This window comes from Blautia schinkii, from assembly GCF_013304825.1.
Taxonomy (GTDB): domain Bacteria; phylum Bacillota; class Clostridia; order Lachnospirales; family Lachnospiraceae; genus Blautia_A; species Blautia_A schinkii_B.
The window spans coordinates 195040-212972 of record NZ_JAAWUO010000004.1; the positions used below are offsets into that span (position 1 = coordinate 195040).

A 17933-nucleotide genomic window follows, 5' to 3' on the forward strand; every position below is an offset into this window, starting at 1 on the left:
GTAACTTGTTTAAACATTCCACGGTATTTGCATTGCGCTTACCGGGAAAATCTTTTATAATTATTCCAGAAATTATAAATCCTGCTATATATTTTTGACCGAACATGAATGGAGAATTGAAATGCCCAGAAGTATTTACGAAGATATTTATAAAGATCTGAAAATGAAAATAGAGGACAACACTTTTGCCTATCAGGAGCTTCTGCCTTCCGAAAACACTCTGATCCGGACTTACGGCTGTTCCCGCAATACCCTGCGCCGTGCGGTCAGTCTTCTTGTCAATGACGGCTATGTACAGACCATGCAGGGAAAAGGTGTCCGCAATATCTACCGTCCAAACGAGCAGACTGCTTTCACCATCGGAGAGATTGAAACCTTCAAGGAATCTGCTGCAAGGAACGGTCAGAATGCCCATACAGAGGTGGCTCTCTTTACAGAGCTTTGTATCAGCAAAAAGCAGTCTGCTTACACAGGATTTCCCGCTGATGCAGAAGTATATTATATTCAGCGTATCCATTATCTTGAAGATATCCCACTGATCATCAACCATAATTATTTTCTGAAGGAATCCGTTCCCGGCCTTACTGCCGAGATTGCCAGTCATTCTATCTATGAATACCTGGAGCAGGAGCTTCATATGACCATTGTCAACAGCAAACGTGTCATGACTGTGGAAAAGGTTACGGAAATTGATGAAAAATATCTTCATCTGAATGTAAAGGATTATAACTGCGTGGCTGTGGTGTCCAGCCAGACTTATAACAGTGATGGCGTGATGTTTGAGTATACCCAGTCACGGCACAGACCGGATCATTTTCGATTTTATGATAATGCCCTGCGCCGATGAGCCCGGCTCATAGCTGCTTCGCAGCTACCCTGTTATGAGTTCCCTATTTTCCGGAATTATGTTATACTGAAACGATCAAATGGAGAGAGGATATTATATTTATATGAAAAAACGAGAATCTTTTAACAGCCGCTGGGGATTCATTCTGGCCTGCATCGGGTCTGCGGTTGGAATGGGAAATATCTGGATGTTTCCCACCAGAGTTTCCCTGTATGGCGGGGGATCGTTCCTGATCCCGTATTTTATTTTTGTGGCTCTGATCGGCTTTACCGGCGTGATCGGTGAGATGAGCTTTGGCCGTGGGACACGTTCCGGGCCCATTGACGCTTTCGGCATGGCCTGCGAAACCAGTGGCAAACGAAGGCTGGGCGAAACACTGGGCTGGATACCTGTGATCGGTGCACTGGCCATGGCTATCGGTTATACCGTTGTTATGGGATGGATCTTCCGATATATGCTCGGAGCCTTTACAGGCTCCACCCTGGCACCGGCAGATATTGAGTCCTTTGGTGCCAAATTTGGAGGCATGGCCTCTGCATGGGGAAATAATCTCTGGCAGATGGCTGCTCTTGTGATCTGCATGTTTATCCTGATGTACGGCGTTGGAAGCGGTATCGAAAAAGCCAATAAAGTGATGATGCCCATCTTCTTTATTCTGTTTGTGATCCTTGGCATCTATGTTGCATTTCAGCCGGGAGCTGCTGCCGGATACCGCTATATCTTCCGCGTGGAGCCGGAAGTTCTGGCAAAGCCTTCCACCTGGATTTTCGCACTTGGACAGGCATTTTTCTCCCTGTCTGTTGCAGGTAACGGTACACTGATCTACGGATCTTATCTTCCGGACAGCGAAGATATCCCTGCATCTGCTGCAAGGGTAGCGCTTTTTGATACTCTGGCTGCTATGCTGGCAGCACTTGTTATCATTCCGGCCATGGCTACCACAGGTGCCAAGCTTGACCAGGGCGGTCCCGGACTTCTGTTTATCTACCTGCCGCACCTGATCAAAACCATGCCTGTCGGACGGATCATTGCCATCATCTTTTTCGTAGCTGTGTTCCTTGCAGGCATGACCTCGCTTATGAATCTTTATGAAGCTCCTATTGCCACAGTTCAGGAAAAAACAGGTCTTGGCCGGATCCCTTCCTGCATGGTGATCGCAGTGATCGGCGTTGTGGTTTCACTTCTTATCCAGGGCATTGTTTCTGACTGGATGGATGTGCTTTCCATCTATATCTGTCCTCTCGGCGCAGGACTTGCAGGGATCATGTTCTTCTGGATCTTCGGCCGGAGCTATGTGGAAAACCAGGTCAGCAAAGGACGTGAGAAACCGTTTACAAAAATCTTTTATCCGGTGTGTAAATATATTTATGTTCCTGTTTGTTTTCTGGTTCTGATTCTAGGAATTGTACTTGGCGGAATCGGATGATAAAATGATAGTACAGTTGAAATAATAAATTGCCTGCATAAACAAATCCCCCGAAAAAATGATTTTTTAAATCATTTCCGGGGGATTTTTATGTTTTATCTTATAATATTCGCAAAACCAGGCTTTTCGATTGCTGCATATCCTGAACGCACTCACTTCACAATTTGTCAGCGAGTTTACGTTTTACACTGATTCCCAATTATCCTACATCCTTAGAGTGTATCCGGTTTCTCCACCTCATAGTCAGACCAGGAAGCAATCGTTTCGCTGTCTGAAGTGTCTGCAGTTTCTTCATATTTATCTACAGTAATGGTGTAATCGCTGTCGCCTTCTGCATATACAGTTCCGTCTGTTCCTTTGATCGTGACTGTTTTTCCGGAGTCATCCACAATGGTTCCTGCGTTAGAAAGTGTGGATACGGTGCTGTCACCGGTTACTGTCCAGGTAGAGTCATTATTGACATATACATTACAGTAGCCATCTCCACCGTTACCGGCAAAGCTCTCATCATCTATGATAACTCCTGTCAGGTTACTGCCGTCCGTCATATAGAAGTCAAGCTGGCTGATGGTGTCCCAGATCACATCCCCCTCCATATCCTGGCTAATTGCTGTAAAGTCGCAGTCTGCTCCGTTGGCTCCGCTTTCGCCCCAACCTCTTTCGTTATTATTTCCTGTGCAGCGTAAGAAATACTCATTGTCATTGTTGTATGTGATATCTACAGCATTCAGAGTGATATCACTCTCTGTGTTAGTTGTGTAGAACACGCCGCCATTCTGTGATGTAAGGGTTCCTCCATCCATCTGAAAGGTGCTGTTTCCTACTTCGGAATCACCGGACATACTCTGGTAGAGGATTACTGTCCAGATACTGTCATTCTGGCTTAAATCGCTCATATTTCCGGTGAGGTCACAGTCAAACAGATGCAATGAATTCAGGCCTTCGATGCATACTGCTTCTGATCCGTTTGCTGTAAGTGTGGCATCCTTTACCGCAATATCTGCTGTACAGTATACTGCCGGCGAGCCTTCACCGTTGGATGTATAGGTTCCGCCGTCAACTACCATGGTTCCGCCGCCACGGTCACTTCGGATGGCAGCTGCGGATTCTCCGTTTGTTTCCACGTTCAGCTCCCAGGCATATAACTTACCGCCACCTGCTGCGTGGATTCCACCGGAAGTATCCTGTGTTGTCTTAATGGTAGTGTCTGCCGCATAGACCGTTCCATCGCCGTAGGCAAAAAGTCCTGCTCCGCCGGCTGCGTCAGTGTTTACAGTTCCACCTTTTACATAAGCGTTTCCCTCTGTTGCAAGCAGTGCCGCTCCTACGCCGTAAAAGCTTGAATTGTCGCCGCCTGTGCTGTCGGAGGAATTTCTTGTAATGTCCACATTATTGAAAGTTACATTTGCTCCTGATGATACAAGTGCTGCATTTTCATCTGTTCCTGTTGACTCCAGGGATGTATCGGATACTTCGGTATCGGAATCATAGGTATTGACAGCATCATAGCCGTCTACTCCCTGAGACTGTCCTCCTGGTGCTCCACCAGGAGCTCCCTGACCACCTCCCATGACAGTGCTCTGTACTTTGATGGTAAGGGCGTTTCCGTCATCGTCTGTGGTGATTGCTACGATGTCACCTTCCTGGATGCCGGAGAGTTCGATGGTTTCGCTTTGAGAATTATTGCCATCCGACGCATCGCCCTGGGTGCTGCCTGGAGCCTGACCATTTCCGTTATCTCCGTCTGGTTTCTCCGGGGCTATACTGTCATTCGCTGGCTTCTCCGGGGATTCTCCATTTCCATTATCTCCATCCGGTTTCTCTGGTGCTTCTCCCGGGGCTCCGCCCGGACCTCCTGTGCTTTCTTTTGTAATCACGGTATCATCAGTCACTGTGACTGTCATCTCATCCCCTGTCAGATCCAGCATGGAAGGTGTTTCCCCCTGATCTTCTTCCGGTGCTCCACCATTTCCATCTGTATTGTCACCATCTGGTTTTTTCTGGGATTCTCCGTTATCTGTTGAATCACCCTCTTTACTATCCTTTTTATCGGACTCTGTATCTTTACTGTCAGATTCTGCGTTCTCTGCATCACTGCTGTTATCTGATGTTGTTTCTGCATCGGATTTATCTGCACTGTCATCAGAAGCATTTCCGCTTCCATCACTATCCGGTTTCTCCGGTGCCTCTCCCTGTTCTCCGCCTGGTGTTCCACCGTTTCCGCCCATTTCTTTCATCGTTCCTACAGCGATCGTAATCTTACCAGTTTCTACGGATTTCACCTCACCGTAAGTTACATCTTCCTCATCGGAATCACCTTTATCAAAACTTTCTTTATCGGCGTCTGCATTGGCGTCTTCATTGCTGTCACTGTTATCGGAATCTGTGCTCTTTGTACTGTCTGCCGTTGTATCTTCTGCATCCTTATTCTCTGAACTCTCAGCCGTACTCGTTGTTTTCTCTGTTGTCGCTGCCCCGCATGCAGTAACGGATGTAGCTGCCATCATAACGCCTAAGATTGCTGCAAGATATTTTTTCTTCATATGAACACCTCTCTTTTTTGTATGCTCATACTATATCAGCAAAATCTGTTCACTTTATGTTTAAAGCGTGAAAAAAATGTGAGTGATAAACTCCACTTTAAATTCTTTTTCTGCAGAAAAAGCAAAAAAGACCCGGCAGCTTATTGCCACCAGGTCGTCTTTTATAATATTTCTTATTTATCTCTCCAGATAATTCTTCCCTTGGAAAGATCATACGGAGAAAGTTCGATCGTTACCTTATCTCCCGGGAGAATACGGATGAAATTCATACGGAGCTTGCCGCTGATATGTGCAAGTACCACATGCTTGTTTTCCAGTTCTACTTTAAACATCGCGTTAGGCAATTTCTCCAGAACAGTGCCTTCTACTTCAATCACATCTGCTTTTGACATTTTTTACCTCCTATGTCATGATAACAATTGCTGCTTACAGGCTCGTAAGCGTCAGAATCTCTGGTTCCCCATCTGTGATGAGGATCGTGTTTTCATAATGTGCGGAAAGTGAACCATCCATGGTTACTACTGTCCACTCATCGTCCAGCCATGCCACGTCCGCACGACCAAGGTTGATCATGGGCTCGACGGCCAGGGTCATTCCCGGAAGGAGCTTGATGCCCCTGCGCTTCTGCGGGAAGTTTGGAATCTGCGGATCCTCATGAAGATGAGTTCCGATTCCGTGTCCTACAAGGTCACGTACGATACCATAACGGTATTTCGCTGCATGGGCTCCGATGGCTTTGGAAATATCATTTAAATGATTTCCGGCTTTTGCCATTTTCAGTCCTTCGAAAAAGCACTCTCTTGTAACTTTAATAAGCTGCTGTGCTTCTTTGGATACTTCACCTACTGCATAAGTACGTGCTGCGTCAGAATGATAGCCCTTGTAAATCAGGCCGGCGTCGATTTTAACCAGATCCCCGTCCTGGATTATCTTTTCCTCGGATGGAATTCCATGCACAACCTCATCATTCAGGCTGATGCAGAAAGAAGCCGGAAAACCTCCGTAGTTCAGAAAGTTCGGAATACAGCCCATGGACCGGATCATATCTTCACCGATACGGTCAATTTCTTTGGTGCTGACACCTGGTTTAATATAAGTGATCAAACCGTCATGCACCTTCTCAAGAAGATGGCCTGCTTCTCTCATAAGTTCTATTTCATGCTGTGTCTTAATTGTTACGGACATTCTTATTCTCCTAAGATGTCAACGATCTCCTGGAATACCTCATTCAGATCCCTGGTTCCGTCTACCGTCTTCAAAACACCCTGTGTGGTGTAATAGTCAATCAATGGCTGTGTCTGCTCATGATAAACGTTCAGACGCTTCTGGACTGTCTCCGGCTTGTCATCGTCACGAAGTACAAGCTTGTCGCCGCAGGTATCACACACACCTTCTGCCTTCGGTGCTGCAAAAACTACGTGATAGGTTGCACCGCATTTCACGCATGCACGGCGTCCGCCCATACGTTTCACGATGTTATCATCCGGAACATCCACATCGATTGCATAGTCAATTTTGCTTCCAAGTTTAGCCAGAGCTTCTGTCAGACACTCTGCCTGCGGAATTGTTCTTGGAAAACCATCAAGAACATAGCCTTCTTTTGCATCATCCTGCTGAATTCTGTCAACAACAAGGTCACAGGTCAGTTCATCCGGAACAAGAAGTCCCTGATCCATGTAAGTTTTTGCTTTTTTTCCAAGCTCGGTACCGTTCTTGATGTTGGCACGGAAAATATCTCCTGTGGAGATGTGCGGGATTCCATACTTCGCCGCAATCTTCTTAGCCTGAGTACCTTTACCTGCCCCCGGTGCACCCAACATAATAATTCTCATAGCATACCCTCCATTTTCCTTTTTTCTGCCTTTTTTTAGACAGTCCTGTTTACAAATCAAGGCTGCGACACTTTCGCACCGCAACCTTCATTTTCAATTAGTTCAGGAAGCCTTTGTAATTACGTACAAGCAGCTGGGATTCCATCTGCTTAACGGTCTCCAGGATAACACCTACGATGATGATGATAGATGTACCGCCGAAGGAAACATTCGCACCGAACACACCGTTGAAGAAGAACGGGATAACGGCCACGATAACAAGACCTACTGCACCTATAAATATAATATAATTCAGGATTTTAGTCAAATAATCTGAAGTCGGTTTTCCCGGACGGATGCCTGGGATAAAACCGCCCTGCTTTTTGATATTATCGGCTACTTCCAACGGATTGAAAGTAATGGATGTGTAGAAATATGCGAAGAATACGCAAAGTACCACATACACGATCAGTCCCCAGCTGTACTGGATCTGACTTGGATTACACCAGTTATTAGAGGAAAGTCCTCTTAAGATCTCACTTCCGATACCTGTTCCGTTACCTTTGCCAGCGAACTGTGCAATGATTGACGGGAATGACATGATAGAGGAAGCAAAAATAACCGGGATAACACCGGCAGTATTTACTTTTAGCGGGATGTTTGTGGACTGACCGCCCATCATCTTACGTCCAACCATCTTCTTGGAATACTGAACCGGAATTCTTCTCTCTGCTCCGTTGAGGATAAGTACGAGCACTACAACAACCAGGATGATCACAGCAATGATGCAGGCTGCAAGCATTCCTTTTGCAATTGTTTTGCCCTTGACGAAGTTCTCATAAAGAAGGGATATATCACTCGGGATCCTGGAGACGATATTAATAGTCAGGACGATGGAAATACCATTTCCAACACCCTTCTCTGTAATACGCTCACCCAGCCACATAAGCATTGCAGAACCCGCTGTTAAACTTGCAACAACTACAACTCCTTTAAGGAAGTTCATGTCCGGGATCATGCCCTGACGTCCGAATCCGATTGCCATGGCAACAGATTCAAACAGAGCAAGACCTACAGTAACATAACGTGTGATTGCTGTAAGCTTTTTTCTTCCTTCTTCTCCGTCACGCTGCATCTCTTCCAGTGCCGGAATGGCAATGGTAAGAAGCTGAATGATAATGGAAGAAGTAATGTAAGGTGTGATGTTCAATGCAAAAATTGACATCTGAGTAAAGGAACCGCCGGTGAACGCATCAAAGAAATTGAATGCGTCACCGGTATTAGATTCAAACCACTGCTTAAAGAAGTCACTGTCGACTCCCGGTACAGGAAGCTGGGATCCGATTCTGATCACGAATATCATCCAGATCAGATAGAGAAGTTTTCTTCTCATTTCCTTTACTTTGAAAACACTCTTAAGAGTCTCAAACATTAGATCACCTCTACTGTACCACCAGCAGCTTCAATTTTATTTTTTGCAGTCTCGCTGACAGCGTTTACTTTAACATTAAGTTTTTTTGTAAGCTCGCCGTTTCCAAGAATCTTAACACCATCACCGATCTTGGAAATTGCACCGCTTGCAAGTAAGCTGTCAACTGTAACCTCTGCTCCATCCTCAAAACGATTGAGAACGTCTACATTGATTGCGATAATCTCTTTGGAGTTTCTGTTAGTGAAACCTCTCTTAGGAAGACGTCTGTATAAAGGCATCTGACCTCCCTCGAATCCCGGTTTCTTGTGTCCGGAACGAGCAAGCTGTCCTTTATGTCCTTTACCAGCTGTTTTGCCGTTTCCTGAACCATGTCCACGGCCTCTTCTGAAGTTATCGCTATGCTTGGAACCCTCTGCGGGTCTTAAGTTTGATAATTCCATTCTGGCACCTCCTTAATCTTCTACTTTTACCAGGTGCTGCACCTGCTGAATCATTCCTCTTGTTGCAGCGTTGTCTGGCATCTCAACTGTTTTATGCATCTTTGTAAGACCCATAGCTTTTACAGTTTTTTTGTGCTTCGGTACTGCACCGATTGGAGATTTTACCAGTGTAACCTTGATTGTATCTGCCATTTCCATGTCCTCCTTAACCCAGAATCTCATCTACAGATTTTCCGCGGAGCTTTGCAACCTCATCCGGAGTCTTTAACTGGCTCAAGCCTGCGATTGTTGCCAGAACTACGTTCTGTTTATTTCTGGAACCCATACATTTTGTACGGATGTTCTTAATACCAGCAAGCTCGATTACGGCACGTGCCGGGCCGCCGGCGATAACTCCAGTACCTTCCGGAGCTCTCTTCAGAAGCATCTCAGCACTTCCGAATTTTCCGATGAAGTCATGTGTAATGGAATTGTTCTCGTCTCTTGCAACAGTAACAAGTTTCTTCATGGCATCCTCTTTACCTTTGCGGATCGCCTCCGGAATTTCTGCTGCTTTTCCTAAACCTGCACCAACGTGTCCATTGCCGTCACCTACAACAACTAAAGCTGTGAAACGGAAGTTACGACCACCTTTAACAACCTTGGTAACACGCTTGATTGATACTACTTTATCTTCTAACTCTAACTGACTAGCATCAATAAGATTACGTTTCATGTGTTCTTTTCCTCCTCTTAGAATTTCAGTCCAGCTTCTCTTGCTGCATCTGCCAGTGCTTTAACTTTTCCGTGGTAGATATATCCACCTCTGTCGAAAACAACGCTCTCGATACCAGCCTCAACAGCCTTTTTACCGATCACTGTTCCGACTTTTGCTGCAGCCTGTACATCGTCAGTGTTCTCAAGCTCTGCTTTTACGTCCTTCTGGAGAGTAGAAGCGGATACTAAAGTTTTACCAACTGTGTCATCAATAATCTGTGCATAGATATGCTTGTTGGAACGAAATACTGCCAGACGAGGAGTAGTTGCAGTTCCGTTTAAATGATGACGTAATCTTCTATGCTTCTTTTCGCGAATTTCGCTTCTGGATGCTTTGTTAATCATATTCTCACTCTCCTTAATTATTTCTTACCGGTCTTACCGACTTTACGTCTGATAACTTCGTCAACGTACTTGATTCCCTTGCCCTTGTATGGCTCAGGTCTTCTCTTGTCTCTGATCTCAGCTGCGTACTGGCCAACTTTTTCTTTGCTGATACCAGATACGATGATCTTGTTTCCATCAACTGTGGACTCAAGACCTTCTGGATCTTCCATTTCTACCGGGTGAGAATATCCAAGGCTAAGTACGAGCTTCTTGCCCTGCTTAGCTGCTTTGTAACCAACACCGTTAACCTCAAGCTCTTTTTTGTAGCCTTCGCTTACACCAACAACCATGTTGTGGATAAGGCTTCTTGTTAATCCGTGAAGGGATTTGATTCTCTTTAAGTCGTTCGGTCTTGTTACTACTACATGACCGTCTTCAACTTTAATTTCTAACTCTGTCGGGAGTGCTCTCTCAAGTGTTCCCTTAGGTCCTTTTACTGTTACAACGTTTCCATCAGCGACTGTAACCTCAACGCCAGCTGGAATTGCAACCGGAAGTCTTCCGATTCGTGACATAAATTTGTCCTCCTTACTTAGATTGTCGGAGAGGGACCCTGCCCTCTCTGTTTTCAGTTTAAAAGCTATATTCTGATTCATTCGGAACATCCCTCAACTAAACTCCCGCTTCGCCTGCGGCTTGCGCTCGTTAAGGTTCGGGATGGACCTCGCACTAAATTCGTCCGGCGTGCTTAAGCACTTGGACTCATTAAGTTGCTTTCGGTCTACCAAACGAATGCAAGTACCTCGCCACCAACCTGAAGCTTACGAGCCTCTTTGTCAGTGATAACACCTTTGTTTGTGGAAAGGATTGCGATACCAAGTCCGCCAAGAACCTTCGGAAGCTCATCCTTGCCTGCGTATACACGAAGACCTGGTTTGGAGATTCTCTTAAGTCCTGTGATGATCTTCTGGTTTTTGTCCTCACCGTATTTCAGTGTGATGTGAAGAGTTTTAACAACTCCGTCCTCAACCAGATCATATTTTGCGATGTATCCCTCATCTACAAGAATGTTTGCGATAGCAATTTTCATCTTGGATGCCGGTACGTCTACAGTGTCATGTTTTGCAGTGTTTGCGTTACGGATTCTTGTAAGCATATCTGCGATCGGATCGCTCATTGTCATGTAAGTTTCCTCCTCTTTCTTCAGACTTTACATGTCGTGTGAATTATTTATTTATATATTAATCAAAAAGTTGCTTTCAGCCTACCAAGAAGCTTTTTTAACACCCGGAATCTGACCTTTGTATGCCAGCTCACGGAAGCAGATTCTGCAAATTCCGTATTTTCTCAGGTATGCATGTGGACGGCCACAGATTCTGCAGCGAGTATACTCTCTTGTGGAGAATTTAGCTTTGCGCTGCTGTTTAATTTTCATTGCTGTCTTAGCCATGAATCTTTTCCTCCTATTTAGCAAATGGCATGTTGAATAATGTCAGTAATTCGCGTGCCTCTTCATCTGTTTTAGCAGTTGTAACGAAGATAACGTCCATTCCTCTTACTTTATCAACCTTATCGTACTCAACCTCCGGGAAGATGAGCTGCTCTTTAATACCAAGAGCATAGTTTCCTCTGCCATCGAATGCGTTCGGGTTAACACCACGGAAGTCACGTACACGTGGAAGAGCAAGGTTGATAAGACGATCAGCGAACTCATACATCTTCTCGCCTCTTAAAGTAACTTTACATCCGATCGGCATACCCTCTCTGATTTTGAAGTTAGCGACAGATTTTTTAGCTTTTGTAGCGATTGCTTTCTGTCCTGTAACAAGTTCCATATCTGCGATTGCAGCGTCAAGAAGTTTAGCGTTCTCTTTTGCCTCGCCAACACCCATGTTAACAACGATTTTCTCGAGTTTTGGCACTTCCATTACGTTTTTGTATCCGAATTTCTTGGTCATGGCATCCATGATCTCGTTCTTGTAAAGATCTTTTAATCTACTCACCTTTATATGCCTCCTCTCTTAATTAATCGATTGTCTTTCCTGTTGCTTTGGCAACACGAACTTTTTTGTCTCCATCCATCTTGAATCCGACTCTTGTAGCTTTTCCGTCTACAACGAGCATTACGTTGGAGATGTGAAGCGGAGCTTCTTTTGTCACGATTCCACCGTTCTGATTAGCTGCGGACGGTTTAGCGTGCTTTGTAACCATGTTTACGTTCTCAACAACTACTGTGTTGTCTTTTACGTTAACTGCAAGAACTTTTCCGTCCTTACCTTTATCTTTTCCAGCGATAACCTTTACAGTATCACCTTTTTTAATTTTCATAGCTGACATTCGGCACCCTCCTATAATACTTCCGGAGCTAAGGAAACGATCTTCATGAATTTCTTCTCACGAAGCTCTCTGGCAACTGGTCCAAAGATACGTGTTCCTCTCGGAGTTAAGTCATCCTTGATAATTACGGCAGCATTTTCATCGAAACGGATATAAGATCCGTCTTTACGACGAGCGCCTTTTTTAGTTCTAACAACTACAGCTTTAACAACGTCACCTTTTTTAACAACGCCGCCTGGTGTTGCATCTTTAACCGTAGCAACGATTGTATCACCGATATTTGCATATCTTCTTGTAGAGCCGCCCATAACACGAATACAAAGGATTTCTTTTGCACCAGTGTTGTCGGCAACTTTCAGTCTTGTTTCCTGCTGAATCATACTGGTTCCTCCTTATTTAGCTTTCTCTACGATCTCAACCAGTCTCCATCTCTTGTCCTTGGACAGCGGTCTGGTCTCCATTACCTTAACGGTATCTCCGATGTTGCACTCATTGTTCTCGTCATGAGCTTTTAATTTATATGTTCTCTTCACGATTTTTTTGTAAAGAGGATGTTTTACATGGTCTTCAATTGCAACTACGATGGTCTTATCCATTTTGTCGCTGATAACCTTACCCACGCGGGTTTTTCTCAGATTTCTTTCCACGATTTATGTCCTCCTGTCCTATTTGGAAGCGTTTGCCTGCTCAGTGATTACTGTCTGGATTCTGGCAATATTTTTACGAACCTCTTTGATTCGTCCTGTATTGTCTAACTGGTTTGTTGCATTCTGAAATCTCAGATTGAAAAGCTCTTTTTTAGCAGCTACTAATTCATCATTCAGTTCTGCAACTGACTTTGCTTTTAAATCTTCAACGAACTTATTAATTTTCACTGTTATCACCGCCTTCTAAGTCTGCACGAGAAACTATTTTACATTTACATGGTAACTTGTGCATTGCAAGACGTAATGCTTCACGGGCAACCTCTTCGGACACGCCTGCAATCTCAAACATAACACGACCTGGTTTAACTACTGCTACCCAGTACTCAAGAGCACCTTTTCCGGAACCCATTCGAGTCTCAGCTGGTTTAGCTGTTACCGGTTTATCCGGGAAAATCTTAATCCAAACTTTACCGCCACGTTTGATGTAACGGGTCATAGCAACACGGGCTGCCTCGATCTGATTGGATCTGATCCAGCACGGCTCAGTAGCAACAAGTCCGAAATCACCATAGTTGATGGCATTGCCTCTAAGGGCTTTTCCTCTCATGGAGCCACGGAATTGTTTACGACGTTTTACTCTTTTTGGCATTAACATTATTTATCGCTCCCTTCCTTAGTTCCTTTTGTCGGAAGAATCTCACCATTGTAGATCCATGCCTTAACACCAACTTTACCGTATGTGGTGTCTGCTTCCGCAAAGCCATAATCGATATCTGCACGAAGTGTCTGAAGCGGGATTGTTCCCTCGCTGTAGAACTCTGTACGAGCCATATCAGCTCCGCCGAGACGTCCGGATACGGAAGTCTTGATTCCCTTAGCGCCAGCCTTCATTGTTCTCTGCATTGTGGACTTCATAGCACGTCTGAAAGAAATACGGTTCTCAAGCTGAAGAGCAATGTTCTCAGCAACCAGCTGTGCATCTTTGTCCGGTCTCTTTACTTCTTTGATGTCAACGATAAGCTTCTTGTCTGTGTATTTCTGAAGCTCAGCTTTAACTTTCTCGATCTCTGCACCGCCTTTACCGATTACGATACCAGGTTTTGCTGTGTAGATGATAATCTTAACTCTGTCAGATGCTCTCTCGATCTCAATCTTGGAAACACCTGCGCTGTATAATTTCTTTTTAAGGAATGTTCTGATGTTGTAGTCTTCTACCAGGTAGTCAGCAAATTTGTCTTCTGCATACCATCTGGAATCCCAATCCTTGATAACTCCGACTCTAAGGCCATGCGGATTAACTTTCTGTCCCATGCTTTTCCTCCTTACCTTTCATCAAGCACAACTGTGATATGGCTTGTTCTCTTCTCGATTCTGTAAGCTCTACCCTGTGCTCTCGGCTGAATTCTCTTCATTGTAGGTCCCTTATCTGCATAGCATGCTGCAACATAAAGGTTGTCTGCGTTCATTCCGTTGTTGTTCTCAGCGTTTGCTACTGCTGACTCGAGCAGTTTCTTAATCACGCTGGAAGCGTATCTCGGATTGTATGTCAGGATACCAAGTGCTGTCTGTACATCTTTACCACGGATTGCATCTAATACGTAGCAGGCTTTCTGAACAGAAATTCTTGCATAAGATAACTTTGCAGACGGCCTTGTCTCTCTATTATTCTCATTTCTGGCTCTCTTTATCTGGCTTCTATGTCCTTTTGCCATCTTAAAGTGCCTCCTTTCCTAAATTCGATATCTGAGTTATCTGCCAGCTGTCGAAAATGACAGCGGGCAGTTAAAAATCTGATGACTAGCGTACTCCGGACTTCTTCTCGTCTTTTCCGTGTCCTCTGTAAGTTCTTGTTGCAACGAACTCACCAAGTTTGTGTCCTACCATATCCTCTGTGATATATACCGGCACATGTTTTCTTCCGTCATGAACAGCAATTGTGTGTCCTACGAAAGACGGGAAGATTGTGGAACGGCGAGACCAAGTTTTGATTACGGATTTATCATTTGCAGCGTTGAGTGCATCTACTTTTTTAAGTAAGCTCTGGTCTGCAAAAGGTCCTTTTTTCAGTGAACGAGACATGCTTTCTCCTCCTTATTATTTCGATAATGCTTTTCCATCGCGTCTTCTTACGATGTACTTGTTGGACTGTTTGTTTTTCTTTCTGGTCTTCAGGCCGAGAGCAGGTTTGCCCCACGGTGTGCAAGGACCTGGGCGTCCGATACCGGTCTTACCTTCACCACCACCATGTGGATGGTCATTCGGGTTCATTACGGAACCACGAACTGTAGGTCTGATACCCATGTTACGTTTACGTCCGGCTTTACCGATGTTAATAAGGTTGTGATCTCCGTTTCCGATTACACCAACAGTTGCACGGCATACGATCGGAACCATTCTCATCTCACCTGAAGGAAGACGAAGTGTTGCATACTTTCCTTCTTTAGCCATGAGCTGTGCGCCGTTTCCTGCAGAACGAACCATCTGTCCGCCTTTTCCAGGATGAAGCTCAATGTTGTGAACCATAGTACCAACCGGGATAAGCTCCAGCGGGAGGCAGTTTCCAACACGAACCTCAGCTTCCGGACCATTGTAAACCTTCTGGCCTACTTTAAGTCCCTCTGGAGCGAGGATGTAAGCTTTCTCGCCATCTGCATAGCAGATAAGAGCGATGTTAGCTGTTCTGTTCGGATCGTACTCGATTGTTTTAACTGTTGCAGGGATTCCATCTTTTCTTCTCTTGAAGTCGATGATTCTGTATTTTCTTCTGCTTCCGCCACCCTGATGTCTTACAGTGATTTTACCCTGATTGTTACGTCCGGCATTCTTCTTAAGGGAAGTAACGAGGGATTTCTCTGGTTTTGCAGCTGTAATCTCAGAGAAGTCGGAACCAGTCATATGTCTTCTTGACGGTGTATATGGGTTATAGCTTTTGATTCCCATGATGTTTCTCCTTTCAATCTTTATCATCACGCTTTTGACTGCGTATATTCGCGATAATCAGAGTGACACAGATTCATGAGGAAGCAGGCTCGTCATGCTTGCATGTAAGAGACTGATTACTTATGAAGCTGTAGAAGCGTGAAACGCGACCGAGGAAGCTTCTGCTTCCGAGGTGTCACTCGTACCGCTTGATGCTGATCTTCTAATTAAAGTCCCTCGAAGATCTCGATATCTTTGCTCTCTTCTGTAAGAGCTACGATAGCTTTCTTAGTTTTAGCAGTTTTTCCAACTACCATTCCACGGCGTTTTTTCTTGCCATCCATGTTGATGGTATTAACGCTTTTAACTTTTGTTCCCTCGAACATCTTCTCAACAGCCTCTTTAATCTGAGTCTTGTTAGCTTCCGGATGTACAAGGAATGTATATTTCTTCTCACCCATGTCTGCCATGGATTTCTCTGTGATAACCGGACGGATGATTACGTCATAGTACTGAATACTTGCCATTATGCGTATACCTCCTCGATAGATGCAACGGCATCCTTTGTAACAACTACGGTGTTGTGTTTCATAACATCGTATGTGTTGATTGTAGCCGGTGTTGCAGTTTCCACGTCAGCGATGTTTCTTGCAGAAAGAATTACGTTCTGATCGTTGTCAGCTGTGATTACAAGAGCTTTCTCTGCTTTCAGGTTTGTAAGAACCTTCTGCATCTCTTTTGTCTTAACCTCAGCAAGTGCAAGGCTGTCAACAACAACAAGTTTATTATCCTGAACCTTGGATGTCAGAGCGGATTTAAGAGCTGCTCTTCTTTCCTTCTTGTTCATTTTTACTTCATAATCTCTCGGAACCGGAGCGAATACAACACCGCCGCCTGTCCACTGTGGTGCACGGATGGAACCCTGTCTTGCATGACCTGTTCCTTTCTGTCTCCACGGTTTTCTTCCGCCGCCTCTTACCTCAGAACGAGTTTTCGCTTTCTGAGTTCCCTGACGGTTATTTGCAAGCTGACGAACAACTGCAAGATGAACGAGATGCTCATTGATCTCAACGCCGAATACTGCGTCATTCAGCTCCATTGTGCCAACTTCATTGCCTTCCATATTATAAACAGTTACATTAGCCATTCTGATGCTCCTCCTTTCCTATTATAAGGACTTTACTGTCTCTTTGATTGTAACCAAAGATTTCTTAGGTCCTGGAACAGCACCTTTAACTAACAGTAAGTTATTCTCTGTATCTACACGTACGATCTCAAGATTCTGAACAGTTACCTGAACATGTCCCATGTGACCTGGCATATGTTTTCCTTTGAAAACCTTGCTCGGATCGGAGCAAGCGCCGTTGGAACCTGCATGACGATGATATTTAGAACCGTGAGCCATAGGTCCTCTGGACTGACCATGTCTCTTGATGGCGCCCTGGAAGCCTTTACCTTTGGAAACTGCAGTAGCATCGATATGATCTCCTGCTGCAAAGATATCAGCCTTGATTTCCTGTCCAACCTCATACTCGCCGGCATTGTCAAATCTGAATTCTTTTACAAATCTCTTTACAGCTACACCAGCTTTGTCAAAGTGGCCTTTCTCCGGTTTGTTGACCAGTTTCTCTCTGATCTCGCCGAAGCCAACCTGAACTGATGCGTATCCATCGTTCTCCTCAGTTTTAACCTGAGTTACAACGCAAGGACCTGCCTGTAAAACAGTTACCGGAATTAACATTCCATCTTCATTGAAGATCTGAGTCATTCCGACTTTAGTAGCTAAAATAGCTTTCTGCATTTCTTTCTTCCTCCTTATAGCGGATTACCATTCGGTAATCATATAGTTAATGTCAAATGACATTATTAACGATTTTTCATTTTGATATCGATGTGAACACCAGCCGGCATTTCCAGTCTGGAAAGTGCATCTACTGTTTTCTGAGTTGGTGTCAGGATATCGATAAGTCTCTTATGAGTTCTCTGCTCAAACTGCTCTCTGGAATCTTTGTATTTATGAACAGCTCTTAAGATTGTAACAACCTCTTTCTTAGTAGGAAGCGGAACCGGCCCACTTACCATTGCACCGTTCTTCTTTACTGTCTCGATGATCTTTGCTGCAGATGCATCAACGAGCTGATGATCATATGCCTTTAATGTGATTCTCATTACCTGATTTGCCATAAAAAAAGTCTCCTCCTATTCGTACTTATATAGCAGTACGACAAGCGGCGACTGTACACATCTCCGTGTGTGTCATGGTATATTTACACACACGCCCATCCCATGATGGTTATTGAACTTTGTACAGTGACTTGTCGTCAGTTTCCTAACTTGACATTCGCTCCACGGAAAACCTGCCAGCGTGGCAGCAACCTCGCGCTTCATAGCTATCAATGTCACAGCAAGGATTAGTATATACGATGTTCTTTAAGAATGCAAGTGTTT

At 44.6% G+C, this 17933-nt stretch carries 28 protein-coding genes; 2 read left to right on the forward strand and 26 right to left on the reverse strand.

Annotated features, from left to right (window positions below):
- Window positions 1–121: 121 nt before the first annotated feature.
- Together HFM85_RS04970 and HFM85_RS04975 are read left to right on the forward strand one after the other, a co-directional pair.
- Complete coding sequence (locus HFM85_RS04970) at window positions 122–847, forward strand: UTRA domain-containing protein (RefSeq protein WP_173738825.1); 726 nt, start codon at window positions 122–124, stop codon at window positions 845–847.
- Window positions 848–950: 103 nt separating this feature from the next.
- Window positions 951–2273: a sodium-dependent transporter gene (locus tag HFM85_RS04975; RefSeq protein ID WP_173738826.1), complete on the forward strand. Its 1323-nt coding sequence runs from the start codon at window positions 951–953 to the stop codon at window positions 2271–2273.
- A 212-nt stretch (window positions 2274–2485) separates the two neighbouring features.
- Here the strand turns inward: HFM85_RS04975 and HFM85_RS04980 are convergent, their stop codons facing one another.
- The 26 genes from HFM85_RS04980 to rpsJ form a co-directional block, all read right to left on the reverse strand.
- Complete coding sequence (locus HFM85_RS04980; protein WP_173738827.1) at window positions 2486–4816, reverse strand: hypothetical protein; 2331 nt, start codon at window positions 4814–4816, stop codon at window positions 2486–2488.
- A 173-nt stretch (window positions 4817–4989) separates the two neighbouring features.
- Window positions 4990–5208, reverse strand: coding sequence for a translation initiation factor IF-1 (gene infA / locus HFM85_RS04985; protein ID WP_005428560.1), 219 nt, complete (start codon window positions 5206–5208; stop codon window positions 4990–4992).
- Between the two features lie 34 nt (window positions 5209–5242).
- Window positions 5243–6001 (reverse strand): type I methionyl aminopeptidase, encoded by a 759-nt coding sequence (gene map, locus HFM85_RS04990; protein WP_173738828.1) that lies wholly within the window; start codon window positions 5999–6001, stop codon window positions 5243–5245.
- A 2-nt stretch (window positions 6002–6003) separates the two neighbouring features.
- A complete protein-coding gene (locus HFM85_RS04995) occupies window positions 6004–6648 on the reverse strand; it encodes an adenylate kinase (RefSeq protein WP_119240265.1) in 645 nt (214 codons plus the stop codon).
- A 97-nt stretch (window positions 6649–6745) separates the two neighbouring features.
- Window positions 6746–8059, reverse strand: coding sequence for a preprotein translocase subunit SecY (gene secY / locus HFM85_RS05000; RefSeq protein ID WP_173738829.1), 1314 nt, complete (start codon window positions 8057–8059; stop codon window positions 6746–6748).
- Window positions 8059–8499 carry a 50S ribosomal protein L15 gene (gene rplO, locus HFM85_RS05005; protein WP_173738830.1) on the reverse strand — a complete coding sequence of 147 codons (441 nt, stop codon included), beginning with the start codon at window positions 8497–8499 and terminating at the stop codon, window positions 8059–8061. The genes secY and rplO overlap by 1 nt, the downstream gene beginning before the upstream one ends.
- Before the next feature lie 12 nt (window positions 8500–8511).
- Window positions 8512–8691 (reverse strand): 50S ribosomal protein L30, encoded by a 180-nt coding sequence (rpmD, locus tag HFM85_RS05010; RefSeq protein WP_015526932.1) that lies wholly within the window; start codon window positions 8689–8691, stop codon window positions 8512–8514.
- A 13-nt stretch (window positions 8692–8704) separates the two neighbouring features.
- The gene (gene rpsE / locus HFM85_RS05015; protein ID WP_173738831.1) at window positions 8705–9214 is read right to left on the reverse strand and encodes a 30S ribosomal protein S5; all 510 of its coding nucleotides are present in this window, start codon (window positions 9212–9214) and stop codon (window positions 8705–8707) included.
- A gap of 17 nt (window positions 9215–9231) precedes the next feature.
- A complete protein-coding gene (rplR, locus tag HFM85_RS05020) occupies window positions 9232–9600 on the reverse strand; it encodes a 50S ribosomal protein L18 (protein WP_015526930.1) in 369 nt (122 codons plus the stop codon).
- 17 nt (window positions 9601–9617) lie between these two features.
- Window positions 9618–10157, reverse strand: a complete 540-nt coding sequence (gene rplF, locus HFM85_RS05025) for a 50S ribosomal protein L6 (RefSeq protein ID WP_118062096.1) — start codon at window positions 10155–10157, stop codon at window positions 9618–9620.
- A 206-nt stretch (window positions 10158–10363) separates the two neighbouring features.
- The gene (gene rpsH, locus HFM85_RS05030; RefSeq protein WP_015526928.1) at window positions 10364–10765 is read right to left on the reverse strand and encodes a 30S ribosomal protein S8; all 402 of its coding nucleotides are present in this window, start codon (window positions 10763–10765) and stop codon (window positions 10364–10366) included.
- Between the two features lie 81 nt (window positions 10766–10846).
- The gene (locus HFM85_RS05035; RefSeq protein WP_015526927.1) at window positions 10847–11032 is read right to left on the reverse strand and encodes a type Z 30S ribosomal protein S14; all 186 of its coding nucleotides are present in this window, start codon (window positions 11030–11032) and stop codon (window positions 10847–10849) included.
- Window positions 11033–11045: 13 nt separating this feature from the next.
- On the reverse strand, window positions 11046–11585 hold the full coding sequence (gene rplE, locus HFM85_RS05040) for a 50S ribosomal protein L5 (RefSeq protein WP_021650765.1): 540 nt from the start codon (window positions 11583–11585) through the stop codon (window positions 11046–11048).
- 22 nt (window positions 11586–11607) lie between these two features.
- Window positions 11608–11919, reverse strand: a complete 312-nt coding sequence (gene rplX, locus HFM85_RS05045; RefSeq protein WP_021650764.1) for a 50S ribosomal protein L24 — start codon at window positions 11917–11919, stop codon at window positions 11608–11610.
- An 11-nt stretch (window positions 11920–11930) separates the two neighbouring features.
- Complete coding sequence (gene rplN, locus HFM85_RS05050; protein WP_019162495.1) at window positions 11931–12299, reverse strand: 50S ribosomal protein L14; 369 nt, start codon at window positions 12297–12299, stop codon at window positions 11931–11933.
- Window positions 12300–12311: 12 nt separating this feature from the next.
- Window positions 12312–12566: a 30S ribosomal protein S17 gene (rpsQ, locus tag HFM85_RS05055; protein ID WP_021650763.1), complete on the reverse strand. Its 255-nt coding sequence runs from the start codon at window positions 12564–12566 to the stop codon at window positions 12312–12314.
- Window positions 12567–12584: 18 nt separating this feature from the next.
- Entirely contained in the window at window positions 12585–12794 is a 210-nt protein-coding gene (gene rpmC / locus HFM85_RS05060; protein WP_119240268.1) for a 50S ribosomal protein L29, read from the reverse strand.
- A complete protein-coding gene (gene rplP / locus HFM85_RS05065) occupies window positions 12784–13221 on the reverse strand; it encodes a 50S ribosomal protein L16 (protein WP_118062095.1) in 438 nt (145 codons plus the stop codon). Before rplP ends, rpmC begins: the two co-directional genes overlap by 11 nt.
- Window positions 13221–13877, reverse strand: a complete 657-nt coding sequence (gene rpsC / locus HFM85_RS05070) for a 30S ribosomal protein S3 (protein WP_015526923.1) — start codon at window positions 13875–13877, stop codon at window positions 13221–13223. Before rpsC ends, rplP begins: the two co-directional genes overlap by 1 nt.
- 11 nt (window positions 13878–13888) lie before the next feature.
- A complete protein-coding gene (gene rplV, locus HFM85_RS05075; protein WP_015526922.1) occupies window positions 13889–14278 on the reverse strand; it encodes a 50S ribosomal protein L22 in 390 nt (129 codons plus the stop codon).
- Between the two features lie 85 nt (window positions 14279–14363).
- Entirely contained in the window at window positions 14364–14645 is a 282-nt protein-coding gene (gene rpsS / locus HFM85_RS05080) for a 30S ribosomal protein S19 (protein ID WP_015526921.1), read from the reverse strand.
- Window positions 14646–14660: 15 nt separating this feature from the next.
- Complete coding sequence (gene rplB, locus HFM85_RS05085; RefSeq protein WP_015526920.1) at window positions 14661–15506, reverse strand: 50S ribosomal protein L2; 846 nt, start codon at window positions 15504–15506, stop codon at window positions 14661–14663.
- Between the two features lie 206 nt (window positions 15507–15712).
- Entirely contained in the window at window positions 15713–16012 is a 300-nt protein-coding gene (gene rplW, locus HFM85_RS05090; RefSeq protein WP_119240269.1) for a 50S ribosomal protein L23, read from the reverse strand.
- The gene (gene rplD, locus HFM85_RS05095) at window positions 16012–16632 is read right to left on the reverse strand and encodes a 50S ribosomal protein L4 (protein ID WP_021976669.1); all 621 of its coding nucleotides are present in this window, start codon (window positions 16630–16632) and stop codon (window positions 16012–16014) included. Before rplD ends, rplW begins: the two co-directional genes overlap by 1 nt.
- 21 nt (window positions 16633–16653) lie before the next feature.
- Entirely contained in the window at window positions 16654–17286 is a 633-nt protein-coding gene (rplC, locus tag HFM85_RS05100) for a 50S ribosomal protein L3 (RefSeq protein ID WP_092069546.1), read from the reverse strand.
- Window positions 17287–17351: 65 nt separating this feature from the next.
- Window positions 17352–17669, reverse strand: coding sequence for a 30S ribosomal protein S10 (gene rpsJ, locus HFM85_RS05105; RefSeq protein ID WP_015526916.1), 318 nt, complete (start codon window positions 17667–17669; stop codon window positions 17352–17354).
- Window positions 17670–17933: the final 264 nt, after the last annotated feature.